The organism is Nonomuraea sp. NPDC002799, assembly GCF_053592075.1.
This window is the reverse complement of record NZ_JBSFVA010000026.1, coordinates 12,917-31,429: the sequence shown is the minus strand read 5'-3', so window position 1 is coordinate 31,429 and position 18,513 is coordinate 12,917. Positions and strand designations below refer to the sequence as shown.

Annotated in this window: 19 protein-coding genes, 1 tRNA gene and 1 pseudogene; 10 read left to right on the top strand and 11 right to left on the bottom strand. The window is 68.1% G+C overall.

Translation table 11 applies throughout. The annotated features are described in order from the left end of the window. Positions 1 to 85: 85 nt before the first annotated feature. The 8 genes and pseudogenes from ACWD0F_RS35485 (at position 86) to htpX (ending at position 9,183) form a co-directional block, all read left to right on the top strand. The gene (locus ACWD0F_RS35485) at positions 86 to 1,423 is read left to right on the top strand and encodes a 4Fe-4S binding protein (protein WP_449883740.1); all 1,338 of its coding nucleotides are present in this window, start codon (positions 86 to 88) and stop codon (positions 1,421 to 1,423) included. Continuing rightward, complete coding sequence (locus ACWD0F_RS35480) at positions 1,420 to 2,058, top strand: NADH-quinone oxidoreductase subunit J family protein (protein WP_449883738.1); 639 nt, start codon at positions 1,420 to 1,422, stop codon at positions 2,056 to 2,058. The genes ACWD0F_RS35485 and ACWD0F_RS35480 overlap by 4 nt, the downstream gene beginning before the upstream one ends. Then, positions 2,058 to 2,360, top strand: a pseudogene (gene nuoK, locus ACWD0F_RS35475) (NADH-quinone oxidoreductase subunit NuoK); the annotation flags it as partial. The gene ACWD0F_RS35480 and the pseudogene nuoK, both read left to right, overlap by 1 nt. 338 nt (positions 2,361 to 2,698) lie before the next feature. Further along, complete coding sequence (locus ACWD0F_RS35470) at positions 2,699 to 4,612, top strand: NADH-quinone oxidoreductase subunit 5 family protein (RefSeq protein WP_449883735.1); 1,914 nt, start codon at positions 2,699 to 2,701, stop codon at positions 4,610 to 4,612. Further along, complete coding sequence (locus tag ACWD0F_RS35465; protein ID WP_449883733.1) at positions 4,609 to 4,791, top strand: hypothetical protein; 183 nt, start codon at positions 4,609 to 4,611, stop codon at positions 4,789 to 4,791. The genes ACWD0F_RS35470 and ACWD0F_RS35465 overlap by 4 nt, the downstream gene beginning before the upstream one ends. Beyond that, entirely contained in the window at positions 4,788 to 6,641 is a 1,854-nt protein-coding gene (locus ACWD0F_RS35460; protein ID WP_449883731.1) for a complex I subunit 4 family protein, read from the top strand. Before ACWD0F_RS35465 ends, ACWD0F_RS35460 begins: the two co-directional genes overlap by 4 nt. Next, positions 6,638 to 8,227 (top strand): NADH-quinone oxidoreductase subunit N, encoded by a 1,590-nt coding sequence (locus ACWD0F_RS35455; protein ID WP_449883728.1) that lies wholly within the window; start codon positions 6,638 to 6,640, stop codon positions 8,225 to 8,227. The genes ACWD0F_RS35460 and ACWD0F_RS35455 overlap by 4 nt, the downstream gene beginning before the upstream one ends. A gap of 104 nt (positions 8,228 to 8,331) precedes the next feature. After that, positions 8,332 to 9,183, top strand: coding sequence for a zinc metalloprotease HtpX (gene htpX, locus ACWD0F_RS35450; protein WP_449883725.1), 852 nt, complete (start codon positions 8,332 to 8,334; stop codon positions 9,181 to 9,183). Positions 9,184 to 9,225: 42 nt separating this feature from the next. On the opposite strand, the gene ACWD0F_RS35445 is transcribed toward htpX, so the two are convergent. After that, entirely contained in the window at positions 9,226 to 9,702 is a 477-nt protein-coding gene (locus ACWD0F_RS35445; RefSeq protein WP_449883723.1) for an NUDIX hydrolase, read from the bottom strand. A gap of 156 nt (positions 9,703 to 9,858) precedes the next feature. Then, a complete protein-coding gene (locus ACWD0F_RS35440; protein ID WP_449883720.1) occupies positions 9,859 to 10,359 on the bottom strand; it encodes a YajQ family cyclic di-GMP-binding protein in 501 nt (166 codons plus the stop codon). A 330-nt stretch (positions 10,360 to 10,689) separates the two neighbouring features. Here ACWD0F_RS35440 and ACWD0F_RS35435 point away from each other — a divergent pair. Beyond that, positions 10,690 to 10,771: transfer RNA gene (locus ACWD0F_RS35435), tRNA-Tyr, on the top strand. Between the two features lie 221 nt (positions 10,772 to 10,992). On the opposite strand, the gene ACWD0F_RS35430 is transcribed toward ACWD0F_RS35435, so the two are convergent. The 8 genes from ACWD0F_RS35430 to ACWD0F_RS35395 form a co-directional block, all read right to left on the bottom strand. Continuing rightward, complete coding sequence (locus ACWD0F_RS35430; protein WP_449883718.1) at positions 10,993 to 12,357, bottom strand: tyrosine-type recombinase/integrase; 1,365 nt, start codon at positions 12,355 to 12,357, stop codon at positions 10,993 to 10,995. Next, complete coding sequence (locus tag ACWD0F_RS35425; protein ID WP_449883715.1) at positions 12,354 to 12,545, bottom strand: helix-turn-helix transcriptional regulator; 192 nt, start codon at positions 12,543 to 12,545, stop codon at positions 12,354 to 12,356. The genes ACWD0F_RS35430 and ACWD0F_RS35425 overlap by 4 nt, the downstream gene beginning before the upstream one ends. Next, positions 12,542 to 14,107 (bottom strand): replication initiator, encoded by a 1,566-nt coding sequence (locus tag ACWD0F_RS35420; RefSeq protein WP_449884056.1) that lies wholly within the window; start codon positions 14,105 to 14,107, stop codon positions 12,542 to 12,544. The genes ACWD0F_RS35425 and ACWD0F_RS35420 overlap by 4 nt, the downstream gene beginning before the upstream one ends. A 38-nt stretch (positions 14,108 to 14,145) precedes the next feature. Then, complete coding sequence (locus ACWD0F_RS35415; protein ID WP_379533777.1) at positions 14,146 to 14,295, bottom strand: hypothetical protein; 150 nt, start codon at positions 14,293 to 14,295, stop codon at positions 14,146 to 14,148. Then, positions 14,288 to 14,488 carry a hypothetical protein gene (locus ACWD0F_RS35410; protein ID WP_449883713.1) on the bottom strand — a complete coding sequence of 67 codons (201 nt, stop codon included), beginning with the start codon at positions 14,486 to 14,488 and terminating at the stop codon, positions 14,288 to 14,290. Before ACWD0F_RS35410 ends, ACWD0F_RS35415 begins: the two co-directional genes overlap by 8 nt. Beyond that, on the bottom strand, positions 14,488 to 15,912 hold the full coding sequence (locus ACWD0F_RS35405) for an FtsK/SpoIIIE domain-containing protein (protein ID WP_449883710.1): 1,425 nt from the start codon (positions 15,910 to 15,912) through the stop codon (positions 14,488 to 14,490). Before ACWD0F_RS35405 ends, ACWD0F_RS35410 begins: the two co-directional genes overlap by 1 nt. 83 nt (positions 15,913 to 15,995) lie before the next feature. Beyond that, complete coding sequence (locus ACWD0F_RS35400) at positions 15,996 to 16,289, bottom strand: hypothetical protein (protein ID WP_449883708.1); 294 nt, start codon at positions 16,287 to 16,289, stop codon at positions 15,996 to 15,998. Beyond that, a complete protein-coding gene (locus ACWD0F_RS35395) occupies positions 16,286 to 16,696 on the bottom strand; it encodes a plasmid replication, integration and excision activator (RefSeq protein WP_449883705.1) in 411 nt (136 codons plus the stop codon). Before ACWD0F_RS35395 ends, ACWD0F_RS35400 begins: the two co-directional genes overlap by 4 nt. Before the next feature lie 233 nt (positions 16,697 to 16,929). Here ACWD0F_RS35395 and ACWD0F_RS35390 point away from each other — a divergent pair, with 233 nt between their 5' ends. Then, a complete protein-coding gene (locus ACWD0F_RS35390) occupies positions 16,930 to 17,439 on the top strand; it encodes a hypothetical protein (protein WP_449883702.1) in 510 nt (169 codons plus the stop codon). A gap of 87 nt (positions 17,440 to 17,526) precedes the next feature. Here the strand turns inward: ACWD0F_RS35390 and ACWD0F_RS35385 are convergent, their stop codons facing one another. Next, complete coding sequence (locus ACWD0F_RS35385; RefSeq protein WP_449883700.1) at positions 17,527 to 18,243, bottom strand: GntR family transcriptional regulator; 717 nt, start codon at positions 18,241 to 18,243, stop codon at positions 17,527 to 17,529. Positions 18,244 to 18,513: the final 270 nt, after the last annotated feature.

The window sequence follows — 18,513 nt, the reverse complement described above, 5'->3', positions numbered from 1 at the left end:
TCAACCTGTGGATGACTGTGGAAAACCTGGGGACAATGCTCTGCCTCATTCACCTGCGCCGCCAAGTGCGTCATGATGTTGAACCATGGCGCGGATACCGGGAGTCGGACTGGCAAAAGGGCTGTCCATCACCCTTCGTCACATGCTGCGCAAATCGGTCACCCAGCAGTATCCCGAGGTCAAGCCCGCCCTCCCGCCTCGCAGCCGAGGCGTTATCGCCCTAGTCGAGGAAAATTGCACCTCATGCATGCTCTGTGCCCGAGAGTGTCCCGACTGGTGCATCTACATCGACTCCCACAAGGAGACGATCCCGGCCCCTGAGGGAGGCCGCCCTCGCCAGCGCAACGTCCTCGACCGCTTCGCCATCGACTTCGCCCTGTGCATGTACTGCGGCATCTGCATCGAGGTGTGCCCCTTCGACGCCCTTTTCTGGTCTCCGGAGTTCGAGTACGCGGAAGGCGACATCCGCAACCTCCTCCACGAGAAGGACAAGCTGGCCTCCTGGACCCAAACAGTGCCGCCACCTCCGGCTCACGACCCCGGCGCCGAGCTCCCGAAGGAGCTCACCGCCACCCCCCGCCGCCCGGCCGCCGACCGCGCTCCCCGTACATCGCCGGCCGCGCCCGCCGCGCGCCAGACCACCCAGGCATCCCCACCGCCGTCGGCCACCACCCCCAAGAGCCAGACCCCTTCTACCGGTACGTCCGACGCAGCCCCTCCGGCCGGTACGTCCGACGCATCTCCCTCCACCGGCACGTCCGACGCAGCCCCCTCGTCCGGTACGGGGGGGACGATTGCACGGACAGGTGACACCGAGGCCACGAGCGGGACGACCCCCTCGACGGGCACCACCGAGGCATCCCCCTCGTCCGGCGAAACTCCATCCTCGACCGGCACTGAGCAGGCAGCCACCCCCTCAACCGACACCGGCGAAACGCCCCCCACAGCAGCCCCGCGACAGCCGGACCCGACGGTCGGCCACCCGCGTTCGACACCCGCCACCGGCTCATCAGATGTGGACCCGACGGTCGGCCACCCGCAACCGGCACCCACCACCGGTCCTTCCGGCGCGGACCCGACGCCGAACGCGCCCGAAGAAGCCCCGAAGCCCGCCGGCCGCGAACGCCCCCGCCGTCCGATGACGAACGTACGCGGGATCCGCCCCCCAGGCGCCCTCCCGCCCCACCCTCAAGACACTCCATCGGAGCAGGCGGATCAGCCCCAGGAACAAGCTTCATCCACAGGCCCGCCACCTCCCGAGGAGTTGTCCACAGCTTCAGGCGAACCGAAACCGGAGCCCGAACCTGAGGAGCAGACTTCTGCCGCGAGCCCCCGCCGCCGCAGGATGGCCGATCCACGGTCCATCCAACCGCCCGGCAGGCTCGGCCCTGATGACACGAGGGAGTCCGAGGAGGAGTCGTGATCGAGGCGGTGCCCTCCTACCTGTCACCCACCGGGCAAGAGATCGTCTTCTTGCTGCTGGGCGCGGTAGCAGTTGGATCCGCGCTGCTTGTCGTCATGACCAAACAACTAGTTCACGCCGCCCTCTGGCTGGTGGTCTGTTTCGGCGCGCTCGCGGGCGGCTACCTGGTGCTGACGGCCGAGTTCGTGGCCTGGGTCCAGGTGCTGATCTACGTCGGCGCGGTGGTCGTGCTGATGCTCTTCGGCATCATGCTCACCCGCGCCCCCATCGGCCGTTCAGCGGACCTCAACAGCGGCAACCGGCTGACGTCCGCCCTGGTGGCGGTGGCAACGGCCGCCGTCCTGGTCACGGTGGTGATCGACGGATTCCGCTCGGCGTACACACCGCTGACACCAGGCATGGGAGCCGCGAAGGAGCTGGGCGCCAGCGTCTTCGCCACCTGGGTCCTGCCTTTCGAAGCGCTCTCGGTCCTCCTGCTGGCGGCCCTGATCGGCGCCATCGTGCTCTCCCGCACCGACATCTCCGCCGACCTCCCATCCGACAAGACGGCCGGCCACGACAAGACGATCGGCAACGACAAGACACCCGACCGGCCCGAGGACAGCGGCTCACTCGATCAGACCGGGGGAATTTAGTGCACATCGTCTACCCGGCGGTCGTCTCCGCGCTCCTCTTCTCCATCGGCGTCTACGGCGTGCTCGCCCGCCGCAACACGATCCTCGTGCTGATGTCCGTCGAGCTCATGCTCAACGCCGTCAACCTCAACCTGGTCGCGTTCGACGTGTGGCTGGGCGACCGCCTGCACAGCGGCCAGGTCCTCACCCTCTTCGTGATCGTCATCGCTGCCGCCGAGGTGGGCCTGGGCCTCGCCATCGTGCTCGCCCTCTACCGCAACCGCCGCACGGTCGACATCGACCACCTCCGCGACCTGGCCGAGCCCACCGACGATTACCCCGCCGTACGCCCACGGGACGACGACCTGGGCAGACCCTCCAGCACACCCGGCGACCAGGTAACCCAAGACCCCTCACACAGGTCGCCGACACCGGCACAGGCGACCCTCCTGCAGAACCCATCCGAGCCCGCGCACACTCCCGAGGCAGACCCCGCCCCGGAGCCCGGCGGCTCCGCGCAGACTCCCGAGGCAAAGCCCGCCTTCGAGCCCGGCGGCCCTCCTGACCCCGCCCACGCATCCCAGCACGATCAGCAGCTCCACACCCCGACCGATCTGCCCGGCCGCGAGGGCGAGCACCGCGTCAAGCGAGGTGGCACGCTGTGACGACGTTCCCGCTGCTAGCCGTCCTCCTGCCGTTCGCAGCAGCCTTCGCGGGCCTGCTCCTCTCCCGCCGCCCCCACCACCAAGCCCCCACAACCGCCACGAGGCCGGACGGCAGCAACCAAGCGAACACCCGAGCAGCCTGGATCGCCATCCTCCCCACGACGGCCTCAGCCGTGGTGGCCGCCTGGCTGGCCTTGTCCGGCCCAGGCTTCGCCTTCCTCAACGGCGCCACCACACCCCCCACAGGCCAGGCATACGGCACGATCGTCACCGGCGGCATCCCGATCGCGCTCACCCTCCAGGCTGACGCCCTGTCGAGCATCCTCGGCGTCCTGGTGACCGTGGTGGCCCTGGCCGTACAGGTCTATTCGGTCGGCTACCTCAAAAACGACCCGCGTTACCCGTCCTACAGCGCCTTCATCAGCCTGTTCACCAGCGCCATGCTCCTGGTCGTCTACGCGGGCGACCTCCTGCTCCTCTACGTGGGCTGGGAGATCATGGGCCTGTGCTCCTACCTTCTCATCGGCCACTGGTGGGAAGACCGGAGCAACTCCCGTGCCGCGGTCAAGGCGTTCCTCGTCACCCGGCTCGGCGACGTCGGCTTCCTGTTCGGCATCTTCACCCTGGGGGTGGCCGCAGGCAGCTTCCGCATCGCCGACGTACTGGCGAAAGTGCCGGAGATGTCCCCGGCCACCGTGGTGACCGCCACGATGCTCCTGCTGGCCGGGGTGGCGGGCAAGAGCGCCCAGGTGCCCCTGCACACGTGGCTACCCGACGCCATGGCGGGCCCGACGCCCATCAGCGCCCTGATCCACGCGGCCACCATGGTCGCCGCCGGCATCTTCATCGTGGCCAGACTCTTTCCCGCGTTCCTGGCCGCCCAGCCCACACTCGACGTACTGGCCGTCATGGCCGCCCTCGGCATGCTGGGCGCCGCGCTGGCCGCACTGGCCCAGGACGACCTGAAACGCGTGCTCGCCTACTCCACGATCAGCCAGCTCGCCTACATGGCCGGCGGCCTCGCCGCGGGCTCCGACACCGCGGCCATCTTCCACCTGCTGACGCACGGCGCGTTCAAGGCACTGCTGTTCCTGTGCGCGGGCGCGGTGATCCACCACGTCGGCTCCAACCTGATGACCCAGATGGGCGGCCTGCGCCGCGAGCTCCCGGTCACGTTCGTCACGATGACGATCGGTTTCGCAGCCCTGATGGGCATCCCGCCGGCCAGCGGCTTCTTCAGCAAGGACGCGGTCCTGGCAGCCATGGACGACGCGCTGTCAACAAGCAGCCTGACGGACGCGGCCGCCCTCCTCCTGTACGGCTGCGCGCTCGCGACCGTGGCCGTCACCGGCGCGTACGCCACCAGAGCCTGGCTCAGGACGTTCTTCGGCCAGCCCCGCGTCGTGGCGCTCCCGGAGCCGGAGCCCGGCACGGCCCACGTCGTGGACGTCAGCGAGGCCCCCCGCACGATGCTGGTCCCCCTCATGCTGCTCGCGGTGCCCGCACTCCTCCTGGGCTTCGCCGGCGAGCCACACCTGGATTTCGGCATCGCGGCCATCAGCGTCGTGCTCGCCGCGCTCGGGGCCGGGGCGGTGTACGCGCTCTGGCGCATCGACCCCATCGCCGACCCCGCCCGTCTGCTGGGGCCGTTCAGGGTGCCGTGCGAGCGGGCGTTCTACGTGGACGACCTCTACGTCGCACTGTTCGTACGCCCGGCGCTGGCCCTGGCCAGGCTCGTCGTCAGGACGGACGACGTGGTCGTGGACGGGGCAGTGCGCGGCTCGGGCAAGTCGGCCCGCGGATTGTCCGGAGTGCTACGCCTGACCCAGAACGGCAACGTCCAGCTCTACGTGACCGGCCTGCTCGCCGGTGTGCTGCTGATCGCAGTGGGGGCGGTGATGTTCACATGACGGGCGTCGCGGTGGAGCGGGTGGTGTGTCACGTGACGGGCGTCGCGGTGGAGCGGGTGGTGTGTCACGTGACGGGCGTCGCGGTGGAGCGGGTGGTGTGTCACGTGACGGGCGTCGCGGTGGAGCAGGTGGTGTGTCACGTGACGGGCATCGCAGTGAGGCCGGTGATGTTCACATGACAGGCTGGATTCCGGTCGCGCTGCTGGCCGTGCCACTGCTCGGCGCGCTCCTGCTCCTCATCGCGCCGCACGCCCTGCGCCCGCGGCTTCGCGCGTACGGACTCGTCGTGTCCGGCCTCACGCTGGCGCTGGCCGCATTACTGGTGGCGACGTTCGACTACGGCGGGGCGGCGGCGCGTCCGCAGTTCGAGGTCGACCTGCCATGGATTTCCGGGCTGGGGCTCCGGTTCCACCTCGGCGTCGACGGGATCTCGTTGCCGCTGGTCGCGCTGACGGCGCTGCTGACGTTCCTGTGCTTCGTCTACCTGTGCTGGGGCAGCGCCCGGGCCCCAGGGCAACTGCTGCGCGCCAGGCCGCGAGCGCTCGTGTTCACGCTGCTGGTGCTCGAAGTGGGCATGATCGGCACGTTCCTCGCCCTCGACCTGCTGCTCTTCTTCGTGTTCTTCGAGATCGTCCTCATCCCGATGTACTTCGTGATCGCCATCTGGGGCGGCGCAGGACGCAGGGCGGCGTCCATCAAGTTCATTCTCTACACCCTGCTCGGCTCGGTGGTGATGCTGCTCGGCCTGCTGCTCGTCTGGGCTCAGACCGGCACCCTGGACATCGAGGCGCTGAGCGCCGCTCATGGCGCCGGCATCCCCAGGTCCGTGCAGATTCTGGCGTTCGTGGCCATCGGCATCGGCCTGGCGGTCAAAACCCCCATGTGGCCCCTGCACACCTGGCTGCCGGACGCCCACACCGAGGCTCCCACCGTGGGCTCGGTGCTGCTCGCCGGGGTGCTGCTGAAGATGGGCACGTACGGTTTCGCCCGGATCGCCATCCCCGTCCTCCCCGAGGGCGCGACGGCGGTGGCGCCATGGCTGGGCGCGTTCGCCGTGGTCGGCATCGTCTACGGCGCCCTCGCCTGCCTCGCGCAGCGCGACCTCAAACGCATGATCGCCTACTCCTCCGTCGGTCACATGGGCTTCGTCCTGCTGGGCTTCGCCACGCTGACGCCGGTGGGCATCAACGGCGCCCTCTTCGCGAACGTCGCCCACGGCCTCATCACCGGCCTGCTGTTCTTCCTGGCCGGCGCGATCAAGGAGCGCTACCACACCGCCGACATGCCGTCGCTGGGCGGCGGCATGCTGGCGACCTTGCCGCGCTTGGGCTCGCTGCTCACCTTCGCCGCCATCGCCTCCCTCGGGCTGCCCGGCCTGGCCGGATTCTGGGGCGAGATGCTGGCGCTGTTGGGGGCGTTCCAGCCGGCGAACGGCCTGCCACGCGGGTTGTTCGTCACGTACATGGCGATCGGCGGCCTGGGCGCCGTCCTGACGGCCGCCTACTTCCTGATCATGCTCTCCCGCATCACCCACGGCCGCCCCCAGGAGCAGGCGGCCCAAGCCGCGGCGGCCGCGGACGACGCCCTGCCGATCGACCGCCGCCTGATCGGCGCCACGCCCGACGAACGTCCCGTCGTCCCTCTCGGCTCTCCCGAGCGCCGCTCAGCAACGGCCACCCTGACACCAAAACCGGCACCGGGGGACCCATACGACAACACGTTCCCCGACCTCGGCCCCGACAACACCCCCGACCTCGGCCTCGACTACACCCCCGACCTAGGCCCCGACAACACCCCCGACCATGGCCCCGACTCAGGGACGGATCAGATCCGGACCCACGCGGGGACATCAGGCGGCGGCGGAGCGACACCGCCCACTTCCGCCCGCACACCGGACGACATCCGAGACTACGAACTCCTGGCCTGGACCCCTCTGGTGCTCCTGACGCTCCTCTTCGGCCTCTGGCCCGGCCTGCTCCTCTCCCTCACCACCCCGGTCGTCCAGACCCTGCTGGGAGCCCTGCCATGATCCAGCAGATCGACTATTACACGATCGCACCCCCGCTGATCCTGACCGTGGTCGCCGCCCTGGTCCTGCTCCTGGACGCGTTCCTCCCGGCGCGCCCGCGCACGAAAACCATCCTCGCCCTGGTCACGCTGACGGGCCTCCTCATCTCCCTCGGCTTCGTCATCGCCCAGGCGGCGACCTACGGAGGGACTCCCCGGTCGACCTTCTGCATCCCGCCCAACCTCGTCTCCGACTCCCAGCCCGCGACCCAGTGCTCGTTCGTGGTGGACCAGTTCACGCTGGTGTTCGGGGGATTGGTGCTCGTGGCGGCCGTGGTGGTCGTCCTGATGTCGATGACGGAGCTGGCAGGCGGCGGCATCCCGGTCGGAGAGTGGTATTTCCTCCTGCTCTGCACCCTCGTAGGCGCCCTGACCCTGCCCGCCTCCCGAGACCTGATCATGCTCGTGGTCGCCCTTGAGCTCGTCTCGCTCCCGGTCTTCGCCCTCACCGCGATGAAACGCTACGACGGCCGCTCGTCCGAGGCCGCCGTGAAGCTGTTCGTCGTGTCGGTCGTGTCCACCGCGATCATGCTGTTCGGCATCTCCCTCCTGTACGGCATCGCCGGCACCATCTATCTGTCCCGCCTGGCGGCCGTCTTCAGCGGCCAGGTCGTGCCACCGGCCATGGCGCTGCAGGGCGGTCACGAGCTGCCCGCCGTCGTCGCGGTCGGCGTCGTCCTCGTGGTGGCGGGCTTCGCCTTCAAGATCGCAGCCGTGCCGTTCCACTCCTGGGCGGCCGACGTCTACCAGGGTGCCCCCGTGCCGGTGGCCGCGCTGCTCTCGGTCATCTCCAAGGCCGCCGGGTTCGCCGGACTGATCCTCGTACTCACTGTGGGCCTGTCCGGGCAGGCGGCCACGTGGGCCCCGATCATCGCCATCCTCGCCGCGCTCACGATGACCGTCGGCAACCTGCTCGCCATGCGCCAGCGCTCGGCCGTACGCCTGCTGGCCTGGTCCTCGGTGGCGCAGTCCGGCTACATCCTGGCCCCACTCGCCGTGGCGGGCTCGGCCACCGCCGCCACCGCCGCCGCCACCACCGACTCCGCCCTGCCCGGGGACGCGGCGGCGTCGGGAGCGATCAGCGCCTCCCTGGCGTACCTGCTCATCTACGCCGCCATGAACCTGGGCGCGTTCGCGGTCGTCATGCTCGTCTCCAGAACCACCGGCCGCAACGAGCTCGACGACTACCGCGGCCTGGCCGTGCGCCGGCCTGCGGCGGGACTGGCGCTCGCGTTCTGCCTGATCTGCCTGGCGGGCCTGCCGCCCGGCCTGGCGGGCCTGTTCGCCAAGGTCTTCGTCTTCCGGGAGATCATCGAAGACGACGCCGGCTGGCTCGCCTTGATCATGGCGGTCAACACGGTCATCGGCCTCTACTACTACGCCGTCTGGACCGTCCGCCTCTTCACTCCGGCATCGGCGCCACTTTCACGCCACACACCCGCTGCGACCACCTGGCTGGCCATCGGACTGGCCCTCGCGATAGCGGTGCTTTTCTCGTTCGCCCCGCAGCTCGTGCTGGACATGACCTCCCTGTCCGCCTCCGGCTGACGTCACGACAAGTCGCGCTCCGCCCTCAGTTGAGCACTGCGGGGAACGAAGGACCGGGTCGTAGGCGTTGGACCAGGTGAACCCAGACCACGGAGGGGGGAACCTTGCACCACAACGGTCTGCGCACCGCCGTATTGATAGGCGGTCTGTCGGCGCTGATTGTCGCGGTGGGCGCCTGGTTGGGCGGCGGCACCGGTGCGCGGATCGCCCTCGTGCTCGCGTTGGTGAGCAACGGCGTCGCCTACTTCTTCTCTGACCGCATCGCCCTGTCCGCCATGCGTGCCAGACCGGTCAGCGAGGTCGAGCAGCCCACGCTCTACCGCATCGTACGAGAGCTCTCCACCGCGGCCCGACAGCCGATGCCGCGCCTGTACATGTCGCCGACGGTTCAGCCGAACGCCTTCGCGACCGGCAGGAGCCCCCGCCAGGCCGCGGTCTGCGTGACGTACGGCCTGACCAAGCTGCTCGACCAGTCCGAGATGCGCGGCGTGATCGGGCACGAGCTGTCACACGTGTACAACCGAGACATCCTCGTCTCCTCCGTGGCCGGCGCGCTGGCCACAATGATCACCTGGCTCAGCTACGTGGCGGTCTTCTTCGGCGGTTCGGACGACGACGAGGGGCCGGGCTTCGTAGGCGCGTTGCTCATGATGGTGCTCGGGCCGGTGGCGGCGGGCATGGTGCAGATGGCGATCTCCCGGACGAGAGAGTTCCAGGCCGACGAATCCGGCGCCAGGCTCACCGGCGACCCGCTCGCACTGGCCTCCGCACTGCGCAAGATCGAAATGGGCGCCCGCAGACTCCCGCTCCCCGAGAACAGCCGCCTCACCTCGGCCTCCCACATGATGATCGCGAACCCGTTCAGCGGCTCCGGCTTCGGCCGCCTGTTCTCGACGCACCCGCCCACGTCCGAGCGCGTCGCCCGCCTCGAGCGCATGGCCGGCTACCGCCGCTGACCGTCCGCCCGAGAACCGGCACGAACCGCTTAGCCGCCGGCATCAGTCCTCGGACCGTCGACCCTCCGCGAGGATCTTCCGCACAATGGCCGTGAGATCCTCCGGATGGAACACGTCCGCGGTCTCTTCGAGCTCCGCCACGCTCCACCACCGATAAGCAGTCGTCGTGTCCTTCTCGATCTGCTCCATGTGCTCGAACGACACGGCCGCGTCACCCACCCGGAACGCGAAGAAGGTCTGGTCCTGCGTGATGGCGTAGTCGGTCCAGGTGAACTCGATCGTGTCGGTCCCGTACGGCCCGCCGAAATCCTCCGCGACGGCCCGGATCCCGACCTCTTCGTACAACTCCCGCACCGCGGCCTCCCGCAGCGTCTCGTCACCCTCCAGGGCGCCGCCGATCGTGAACCAGAACGGCGCATCGGGCCGTGCCGGATCGAAGCCGTAGAGCAGGAGCACCCGGTCTTGGTCGTCCATGGGCAGAACACGAGCCGTGAACCGGCGCAGGGGGATCTTCGTCACGATCATCGAGCTTACGGTCAACGCTCCTCGAATCGAGTGGGGAGCGGCCCGAGGCACAGGAGGAGCCGCGTCGCCGCATGGACAACGCGCTCACCCGTGTGCCCCAGATGCGCCTGCCCTCCGAAGCAACCCGGAGCCGTACGCTCCCATCGCCCGCTAGCGGTAATTCACGAACTGAAGGGCGATGTCCAGATCCTTGCCCTTGAGCAGGGTGATGATGTCCTGCAGATCGTCCTTCTTCTTGGAGCTGACCCGCAACTCCTCACCCTGGATCTGCGCCTTGACCCCCTTCGGACCCTCATCACGGATCAGCTTGGAGATCTTCTTGGCGTTCTCCTGGTCGATGCCCTCTTTCAGGCTGACCAGCATGCGGTACTCCTTGCCCGACAGCCTGGGCTCATCCGCATCGATGATCTTCAGCGACAGACCCCGCTTGACCACCTTCTCCTTGAACACGTCGAGTGCGGCATTCGCCCGCTCCTCGCTGTTCGCCTTGATCTCGATGTTCGTCTGACCGGACCAGCCAATGCTCGCCCCGGTCCCCTTGAAGTCGAAGCGGTGCCCGATCTCCTTGACCGTCTGATTCACCGCGTTATCGACCTCCTGGTGGTCGATCTTGCTGACGATGTCGAAAGACGAATCGGCCAAAACACCCATCCTCTCAGCTACGAAACCACGTCCCGAATCCCGCTTCCCCGTCGTACCCGAAACGCGCGGACCCAGCGAACGAGCCTAGCCAGCATCCACGCGCCGCGCAGGACCCCGCCTCCTGTGCGGGCAAGCATCCAGATTCGCGCAACCCATCCTCCACCAAACCCACCCCACAACAGCGCACCTCCGGGGCCCCGGGTCGGCGGCGCGGGACAGCATGTACGGCCCTCGTTTCGGCGCACCAGGTACCCGAGATCCGGCTCGGGACAAACCGGTGTCACGCACACCTCCGAAGTCCGCTATTCTTCTGTCTGTCGCCGCGAGAGCGGATGGCACGGCAGGTTGCCCGAGTGGCCAAAGGGAGCGGTCTGTAAAACCGTCGGCTCAGCCTACGCAAGTTCGAACCTTGCACCTGCCACACGCAGTAAGCGCAGCTCAGAGGCCCTTCGGGGCCTCTTCTGCGTTTCAGGGGTGTGCAGCCGGATGCCGCTCTGAGCGGCCCGTTGTCGCTGGTCCACCAATATACGTGCAATGATCTTGAGCGCGTTTCTGCAGGTCGGCCACGGGTTTCGGCCAATACGCGGCCAAGAAGAAGAGCCCCGGTGGTGGGCCGGGGCTCTTGGGACGATTGGGACGCGGTCATGCGGCGAGGGCGTCGCCGATTCGCTTGTTGGCGATCTCCTGTTGGCCGTCGATGCACTTGGCGTAGACCCTCAGGAGGACATTGACGCCATGGCCCGCTCGTTCGGCCACATCTGGGGCTGAGACGCCTGCGTTGAGCCAGAGCGAGACAGCCGCGTGCCGGAGATCGTAGGGGCGCTTGGCGAGCGGAGAGGCGACCTGGGCGGGTGTGAAGGCCAGGAGGCGGGCGTCCTGCCAGACCTCGGTGTAGGCGGTTGAGGCCACGACGCCGCCTCGTTCACTGCGGAAGATCCGGCCGTCCTTGGCGGTCCCGTACTCGGCGATGTGCTTGCGGAGGATCTTGACCAGCTCTGGCGGGATGGGCACGGGGCGGACGTCCTGCCTGCCCCGGTGCTTGAGGCCGCGTTCTTCGTGGGCGTCTCCGCTGTCGGTCCACTGGGTGTTGACCTCTGGGCGGGATACGTCGATGGTGAGCCGTCCCCAACCTGAGGCGGGCAGGTGGCAGTCTTGGATGCGGAGGCCGACGGCTTCGGCCGGGCGTAGGGCGGCGTAGTACATGCAGGCGAAGAGAGCCATCAGCCGCCGGCCTCTGCCGCGTCGTCCGATGTAAGTCACCGCGGTCAGTAGCTCTTGCGCCTGGCGCGGATTCACCACGACGCGCGGGTCTACCGTCTCGGTGGTCTTGGGCGGCTTCCACTTGACCTTGTGTAGCGGATTTGCCGAAAGCTCCTCCAGCTCCACCGCGTACTCCAGGAGGGCATGGAAGACAGCGCGCTTGCGGGCGATCGTCGTGGAGGCTGCCGCCTTGCCGTCGAGGCACATGGTCAGGGCGTGCAGGGCGAGCCGTACTGTCTTGGCCTCCTCCAGGCTTGCCAGGTCGAGCGAGGCTGCTTTCAGCCAGGCCACCGCAGCGGCGTGTTGCTGAGGGGCGTTCGGTCGCTTGTCCTCGGGCAGGAGGAGGCACTTGCGGAGAGCTACGCGCAGCTCGCGAGCGTCCGGGCGGCCCGCTCGTTCCTCGGTCAGTGCGGGCAGGACCGTCGCGAGGGCGTCGGACATACTGTCTCGACTCTTGGCCGCCGCGTGTGGCCACTTCATCTCTATGAACGCCTGGGCGAATTCCAGGACGCTCCTGGCGTCCTTGGCCTTGAGCATGGATGCCGGAAGCCCGGAGGCCACATCGAACGCTTCACCGCGCTTGGCGGCCTGCCGCAGGTCGGACAGGAAGCTCTCGGCCAAGGCCTTGGTTCGGTAGGTCTTGGAGGAGCGCTTCCGGGCGACGGACCAGCGGACCACGTACGACGGTGTCTTGCTGGACTTGTTACGGGCGATCTCGAAGAACTTCACGTCGTAGGAGGTCGTCATGCAGCGCTCCTGAGGGATTGGAGCCAGGCGTTGAGGTCGCTGCGGTAGATGCGGAGTTCGCCGTTGGGCAGGCGGATGCCCTCTGGGGCCTTGCCGATCTCGCGCCAGCGGTAGAAAGTTCGGCGGGAGACGCCGCCGAGCTCGTCGAGGACTTGGCGGACGGTCAGCAGCTCGTCTCGCGTGGTCATGCCGCTCTCCCCGTGTCCTCGGTTGCCGAAGGATCTTGTCCGGTTGCTCTGGCCTCCAGTTCGTGGAGGTGGGCTCGCCAGCGTTGGCGTTCGTGGACGGAACGGAGGAGGCGGACGGCGAGCGGTGCGATGTTGGCGTCTCCGGCCGGGACGGGTTTCCAGACGTAGCGGTGCGGGTCAGTCGGTTGGTCGGTCTGGCCGAGGGCTTCCAGGACCCACGTGCGGCGGTCCTGCTTGTGCTCGGCGAGGGTCTTGTTGGACCACTTGCGGGAGACCAGGACACGGCGTCCGGCGTAGCCGAGGTGGTCGGGCTTGTGGGCCTTGCTGCGGCACTGGCCGGGAGCCATGCCCGGCTTGGCGCCCTTGGGCTGGACGCCGTAGCGCAGCCAGTTCGGGCAGGTCGGGGAGCAGGGCTCGAAGCGCAGCGCCTCAGCCAGCCGTGCGGCATGGTCGCGCTGGGCCTGGTCGTCCGGGTCGAGACTGTCGCCGAGTGACTTGGTGAAGTACTTGGACAGGTAGCGGATGCACTGGTCGGCGTTCGGGGTGCCCGCGAGCACGCCTTGCACGTCCACCTGGGCGCCGAAGCGGATCACATGCAGAGGCTCGTCCGTGTCGAGCTGGTCGAGCGCCTGGTCCCAGGTGGGCAACACCTCGCCCGTGCTGGGGTCGAGGTAGCCCGTGCCGTCCTCCCAGACGGGCAGGTGGTCGCCGTCGAAGACGACCCGGTCGGCCGCCGGCCACCAGACTTGATGGTAGGTGGCGGCGGCTATCTGCTTGATCTCCGCGCGTGGCAGGGTTCCGCGGATGGCCATGTGCAGGTGCGGCGCGAGCCGCTTCTGTGGCTCCACAGCGGCGAAGTACTGCACGTCGTAGCCCGCCACGCGGCGCAGGTTCTGCACGAAGCGATCAACCAGCTTGGAGAAGTGCAGCGCGTCACGAGCGGCGCGGGCGTAGTCGTAGGTCTCCGGATCGACAGGCACGCCATCGCGGACCTTGCCGTAGGACGGAAGGGTGAGCGTGACGAAGAGTGAAGGCCGGTAGACCTTGCCGTCAGAGCTGGTGAAGGTCCGCCCGAGCGTGGAGTTGATCATTTTGCGCTTAGGCAGTTCTGGAGCGTCTTGTCGCCGCCTGGTCGAGCGATTGCGCTTGGGGACCGTCCGGCCGAGGACGTTGCCACGCATGCCCGCCGCGTTGATCTCCTCATCCAGCCCGGCGATCAGCTCGTCAAGGTCGGCGGTGTCCTGGCCCGCCTGGTCGGCCTGTTCGCGTTGGGCCTGGACGTCGGCGCGGAATTCGACCAGCCAGCGTTGTTCGTCGTTGGGCTCGTCCGGCGTGATCGTGGGTTCCTCGTCGAGGTGCCAGCCTTCCCGGCATTGGGCCATGCGCAGGTGCCGGTTGCGCTTGGCGCACGGCGGACACTTGGCCTCCAGAGTGGCCCCGCACGGGACGTCGATGATCTCCCAGAGGCCGGTGTGGGTGTCGAGCCGCTTGAGGGGGACGGGCCGGATGCACACCCCGTACTGCTTGGCGACCTCTTCGGCCACGTCGCGGGCCAGGGGCATGGCCAGCCGTTCGGCACGGGGCAGCGCGCGGTCGTAGGTCACATGTCCTCCCCGTCGTGGTCGATGAGGGCGCCTTGGCCGCACTCGCGGCACTCGACCAGGCCCGCCGCCAGGTCCAGCCAGAGTGTGTTGTCGCTCAGGCAGGCCGAGCAGCGCAGCCCCTCCAGGAGGTAGGAGAGCTCACGCATGGTCGCCGCCCTCCGTCTCGGCCAGCTCGGCGCACAGCCGGTAGAGGCCCTGGTAGGGGTGACGGCTGATGCGGGTGTGGAAGACCTCGAACGCCCGCACGTGGGGCAGATCGCGGATGGTGAGCATGACGAGGACCGAACGTCCTGCCACCAGCTCGATTTCTTCGGCGGTGCCGTGGAAGCAGACCTTCATCAGGCGTCCTCTCCGGCGGTGAAGGCGTCGGCCATGGCACGGATGTCGGTGTCGGAGACGTAGGCGGCGCGAACGCGGATCGGGTCGGGCGAGGTCTCCAGCCGGACGTAGCCGACGCCGGCACCCAGTCCGGGGACGGGTGAGATGTGATCTGCCAGCGCTCCCCGGTCCCGCGCTCCGTCGCCGAGGACCATGTCCACCTGTTCGGACTCGTCCAGCCGCAGCGCGATCTTGTCGGGGAACAGGTTGCGGATGTTCATGACTTCCTTGCGCGGGTCTTGGAGCGCCGCCAGGACACCCACGCCCACTGCGCGGCCCTGGGTTGTGAGGGTGGCCAGCGCGGCTGAGATCCGCCGTCTCAGCTCTCTGTCGGACTGGTAGGCGGTCAGGAACGCGACCTCGTCGACCACGACCAGCACGAAGGGGTCATCCACGGTTGGGGTGTGGGAGCGCTGAACACCGGCGAAGCGGGCCGCGCGTTTCTGCATGACGCTCACGGCCTGGTCGAGGAGGTCGGCGCAGTCTGCAGGGGTGGCCGCGTACCGGTCACCGAACAGGGCGCGCCCGTAGGACAGTTCCATCAGCTTGGGGTCCAGGGCCCAGATCTCGACCAGGCCCGCGCGGACGGCCGGGAGGAGTCCGCGGATGGTGGACCAGATGATCGAGCCTTTGCCCGCCCCGGTGGCGCCCGCGACCAGGACGTGTGTGCCGTGCACCTTGAGCAGCCATGGCCGCCCGTCTTCCTGCTTGCCGATCTCGACCGGCCCCACGGTTGGCGAGTCCGGCGCAGGAAGCGCCGGGATGCGTTCGGCCAGCGGGTCGTGCCGGGGAAAGGTGAGCGTGAGACGACCGCCCCGAGACAGCGCCACCCGGCACGACGCTGAGCCGAACCCTTGGGCGAGGTGGTCGAGGCGATCGGCCCAGTCCTTGACCGACTGTCCCTTGAGCATGCGGACGGCGACGAGGTCGGCCCACGGGGTGCAGGTGACCTTGTCGAGCCGAGGCAGGTAGTCACGGCCCCACAGGTGCCTGCCGAGACCGGAGACGATCATGACGGGTTGCCAGTGCCGCCGGTAGACCCAGACGAGCCGCCACCAGGCCAGCAGCCGCCAGCCGATCAGACGGACGAAGCTGGCCCAGCGGGTCAGGGCCCAGACCGCCAAGCCTGCCGGGACGGGTGCCGTGAGCAGCAGTGCCGTCTGCCAGCCGTACAGCAGAGCGAGGACGCCGGGGGTGAGCGTCGCGAGCATGGCGACGGGATGCCGCCACAGGAGCCGGACGAGCCCGGCGAGGAGACGCCAGGCGAAGATGATCAGGGTCAGGATGGCCGGAGTGCGGATGACGGCCGGGCGGAAGACGACGGCCGTGTCGGGCGTGGTGGTGACGAGGTTGCGTGTCTCGTCGCCAGGCAGCCGCTTGAACATATGCTTGGAACCTCTCGTGAGTGAGATCAGGGAGAACCGAGGGGCCGCCGGAAGTTGCCGCTTCCAGCGGCCCCGCCTTTCTGTCAGACCGCCGTCTGGTCGTGTTCGGCGTGCAGGCGCTCGCAGTCGGCCAGGTACTGGGCGGCGGCGGTGAAGATCTCGCGGGCGATGGCCAGGTCGGCGTTGGTGACCGGCCCACCTCCCGTGGTGGAGACGGCGACCTTGGCGTCACGGCTGATGATCGACAGGGACGGACGACGCTCGTTGATCACGCTGGATCGGGCCTGCAGACCGCTCGTGTAGAAGGACACGTCCACGTGCGTGGGCTCTCCCGGCTCCATCGAGAGCGTGACGTAGGTGTAGGGGCCGAGATTCACGCCGCCGCCTCCTTGCCGGCGGGAGCCTGCTTGGTGCGCGGCGGGCGCATCCCCGTCGCGCGGATGGAGTAGGCCAGCCGCCCGGTCTGACCGACGTACGGCGTGACGGTCATCCCGACGAACTCCACGGGCGTGATCGGGAGGCCGGGTACGGCGGGCGGGGCGGTGGGTTCGGTCTCGGACAGGATCTTGACCGCGACCGTCTTCTGGGACGCCTTGACGGTCGGGTCGCCGTCCATGACCGGGACCTGCCAGACCGGCTGTCCGGTCGTCTTGTCCTTGGCGTAGACGGTTCTGCCGTTGGTCGAGGCGTCGAAGTCCTTGACCTGCTCGGCCTGCCCCACGAGGAAGCAGCCGTGCGGGAAGACCTGGTCGAAGCTGATCGGGATGGGTCCCTGGATTGCCATGTGGTTCCTCTCGCTAGCGGCGCGAGCGCTCATTCGCTCGTCCACTTGTCCGCATGAGTTGAGAGTAGGTCCACCGAACTCGTCCGCACAAGTGGTTATCGCGGAGGGGCGGGGTAAGACTTAGCTAACCTTGAAGACACCCTTATTTAATGCGAGCTCCTGGAAGCGCCAGGCTCCATGTCGCCTTGTCGCGTCCACTCTGTGGAGGCGCCGCCTATGCCAGGATGCCGGGCATGGATACTTCGGGCATCTCAGGTTCCGCCTTAGAGGTGCATCGCCGGTGGCGCGCCCGGGAGGCACCTGACGGGGACTTCATCGTGTTCGCTGACGGTTCGCTGTCGGTGATGCAGCTCATGCGCTTCTCCCAACCGGGTCAGCTCCGCAACCCCCGAACCGAGGAGTGGCAGTGGGTGGAGCTCCTACGAGCTACCGCGTGGACGGCCAGCAACTGGATCGATGTCGATTGTGTGCTCGCCTCATGCGCCTACGCAGATGGCCGCGCCTTGGCAGGAGAATCAGCTGCCAACGGCGGCATCGGCTGGGTCGCCCTCACGCGAGAGGATGACGAAGGCACCTTGGAGTGGGTCGCGGTTTGCGGTGACGCCAATCCGTTCGCCGAGGTCATCTTGGATGCGACCACCGTGACGGCCACCAGTACCGCAGGGCGTGTCTGGGCCTTCCCCCGTGAAGCCCCCCAGCAGGTGAAGATCACCGAAGATCCGGCCTACGCCTGGCCCCGATAAATAGTGACCGTCGAGGATGACTTTCTGACTCGCTGGCCCAGCGCGACTCGAACCTACATGGGCAAGGTTGGAGCAAGGCGGCAAGACTCACTTGACCTCGTAGACATCCTCAAGCTCGTGCAGACTGCCAGGCAGCGCCAGACTCATGGCCAGCAGCACAGCACCGGCCGGGTCATGCACGGTCGCCAGCACGCCAAGCACCGGGTTGGACGACCCCAGCAGCTCGGCTTCCTCCTTGGTCGGCTTCCGCGCGGAGACGCGCTCGGTGATGTGGTCGAACCGGAGATGCTTGACCGCCTGGAGATGCCGGCGGATACCGTTGCGCAGCGGTTCTGGCTTGTCCAGGTCAGTGCCGACGGCGATCTCCAGCGGAATCCACACCGTCTCCACCGCTGACAGCACATCCCCCTGGCGGGCCACCCGCTTACGCACGATCACGGGCGTGCGCTCGGCGACACCCAGGAGCCGGGACACGTGTCGAGGTGCCGGAACACGGGTCACCTCCACGAGGCTGTCAGCGTTCTCACCCTGCTCCGCCGTGCTCAGACTCGGCCGGACACGATCGGCCCCGCTCTCGGGACGCCCCTTCACGAACGAGCCGCGCCCATGCTCACGCTCGATCCACCCCTGCATGGCCAGAGTCTGAAGCGCCCGCACGACGGTGGTGCGGCCCACGCCGAGTTCCCGCACCAACTGTGTCTCGGATGGCAGCATGTCACCCGGGGCGTACTCGCCCGACTCGATCCGCTCCTGAATCGCCCGCATGACCTGGGCGTATTTCGGCGGGGCGAAGTCCATGCTCATCTTGGCCGTCCGTTCACTCTTGCGCTCGTCCGCACAAGTACAGTACCGGCTAAGGTACGGCCTGTCAGGGCCCTTTCAGGCAGTCTTCTGTGCCCTCTTGAACGCGCGTTCCCACCGTCGAACGCATTCCTGGCAGGAGGCTGAATAGGTCGGGTCGAACGGTAGATACCAATCGAAGATCATCACTGGGCGGACCGATGCCCCACACCAGGCCGTCGTGCCATCCGTCCGCACGGCATGCTGCACCGTCACGGAGTTTCGCCGGACGGC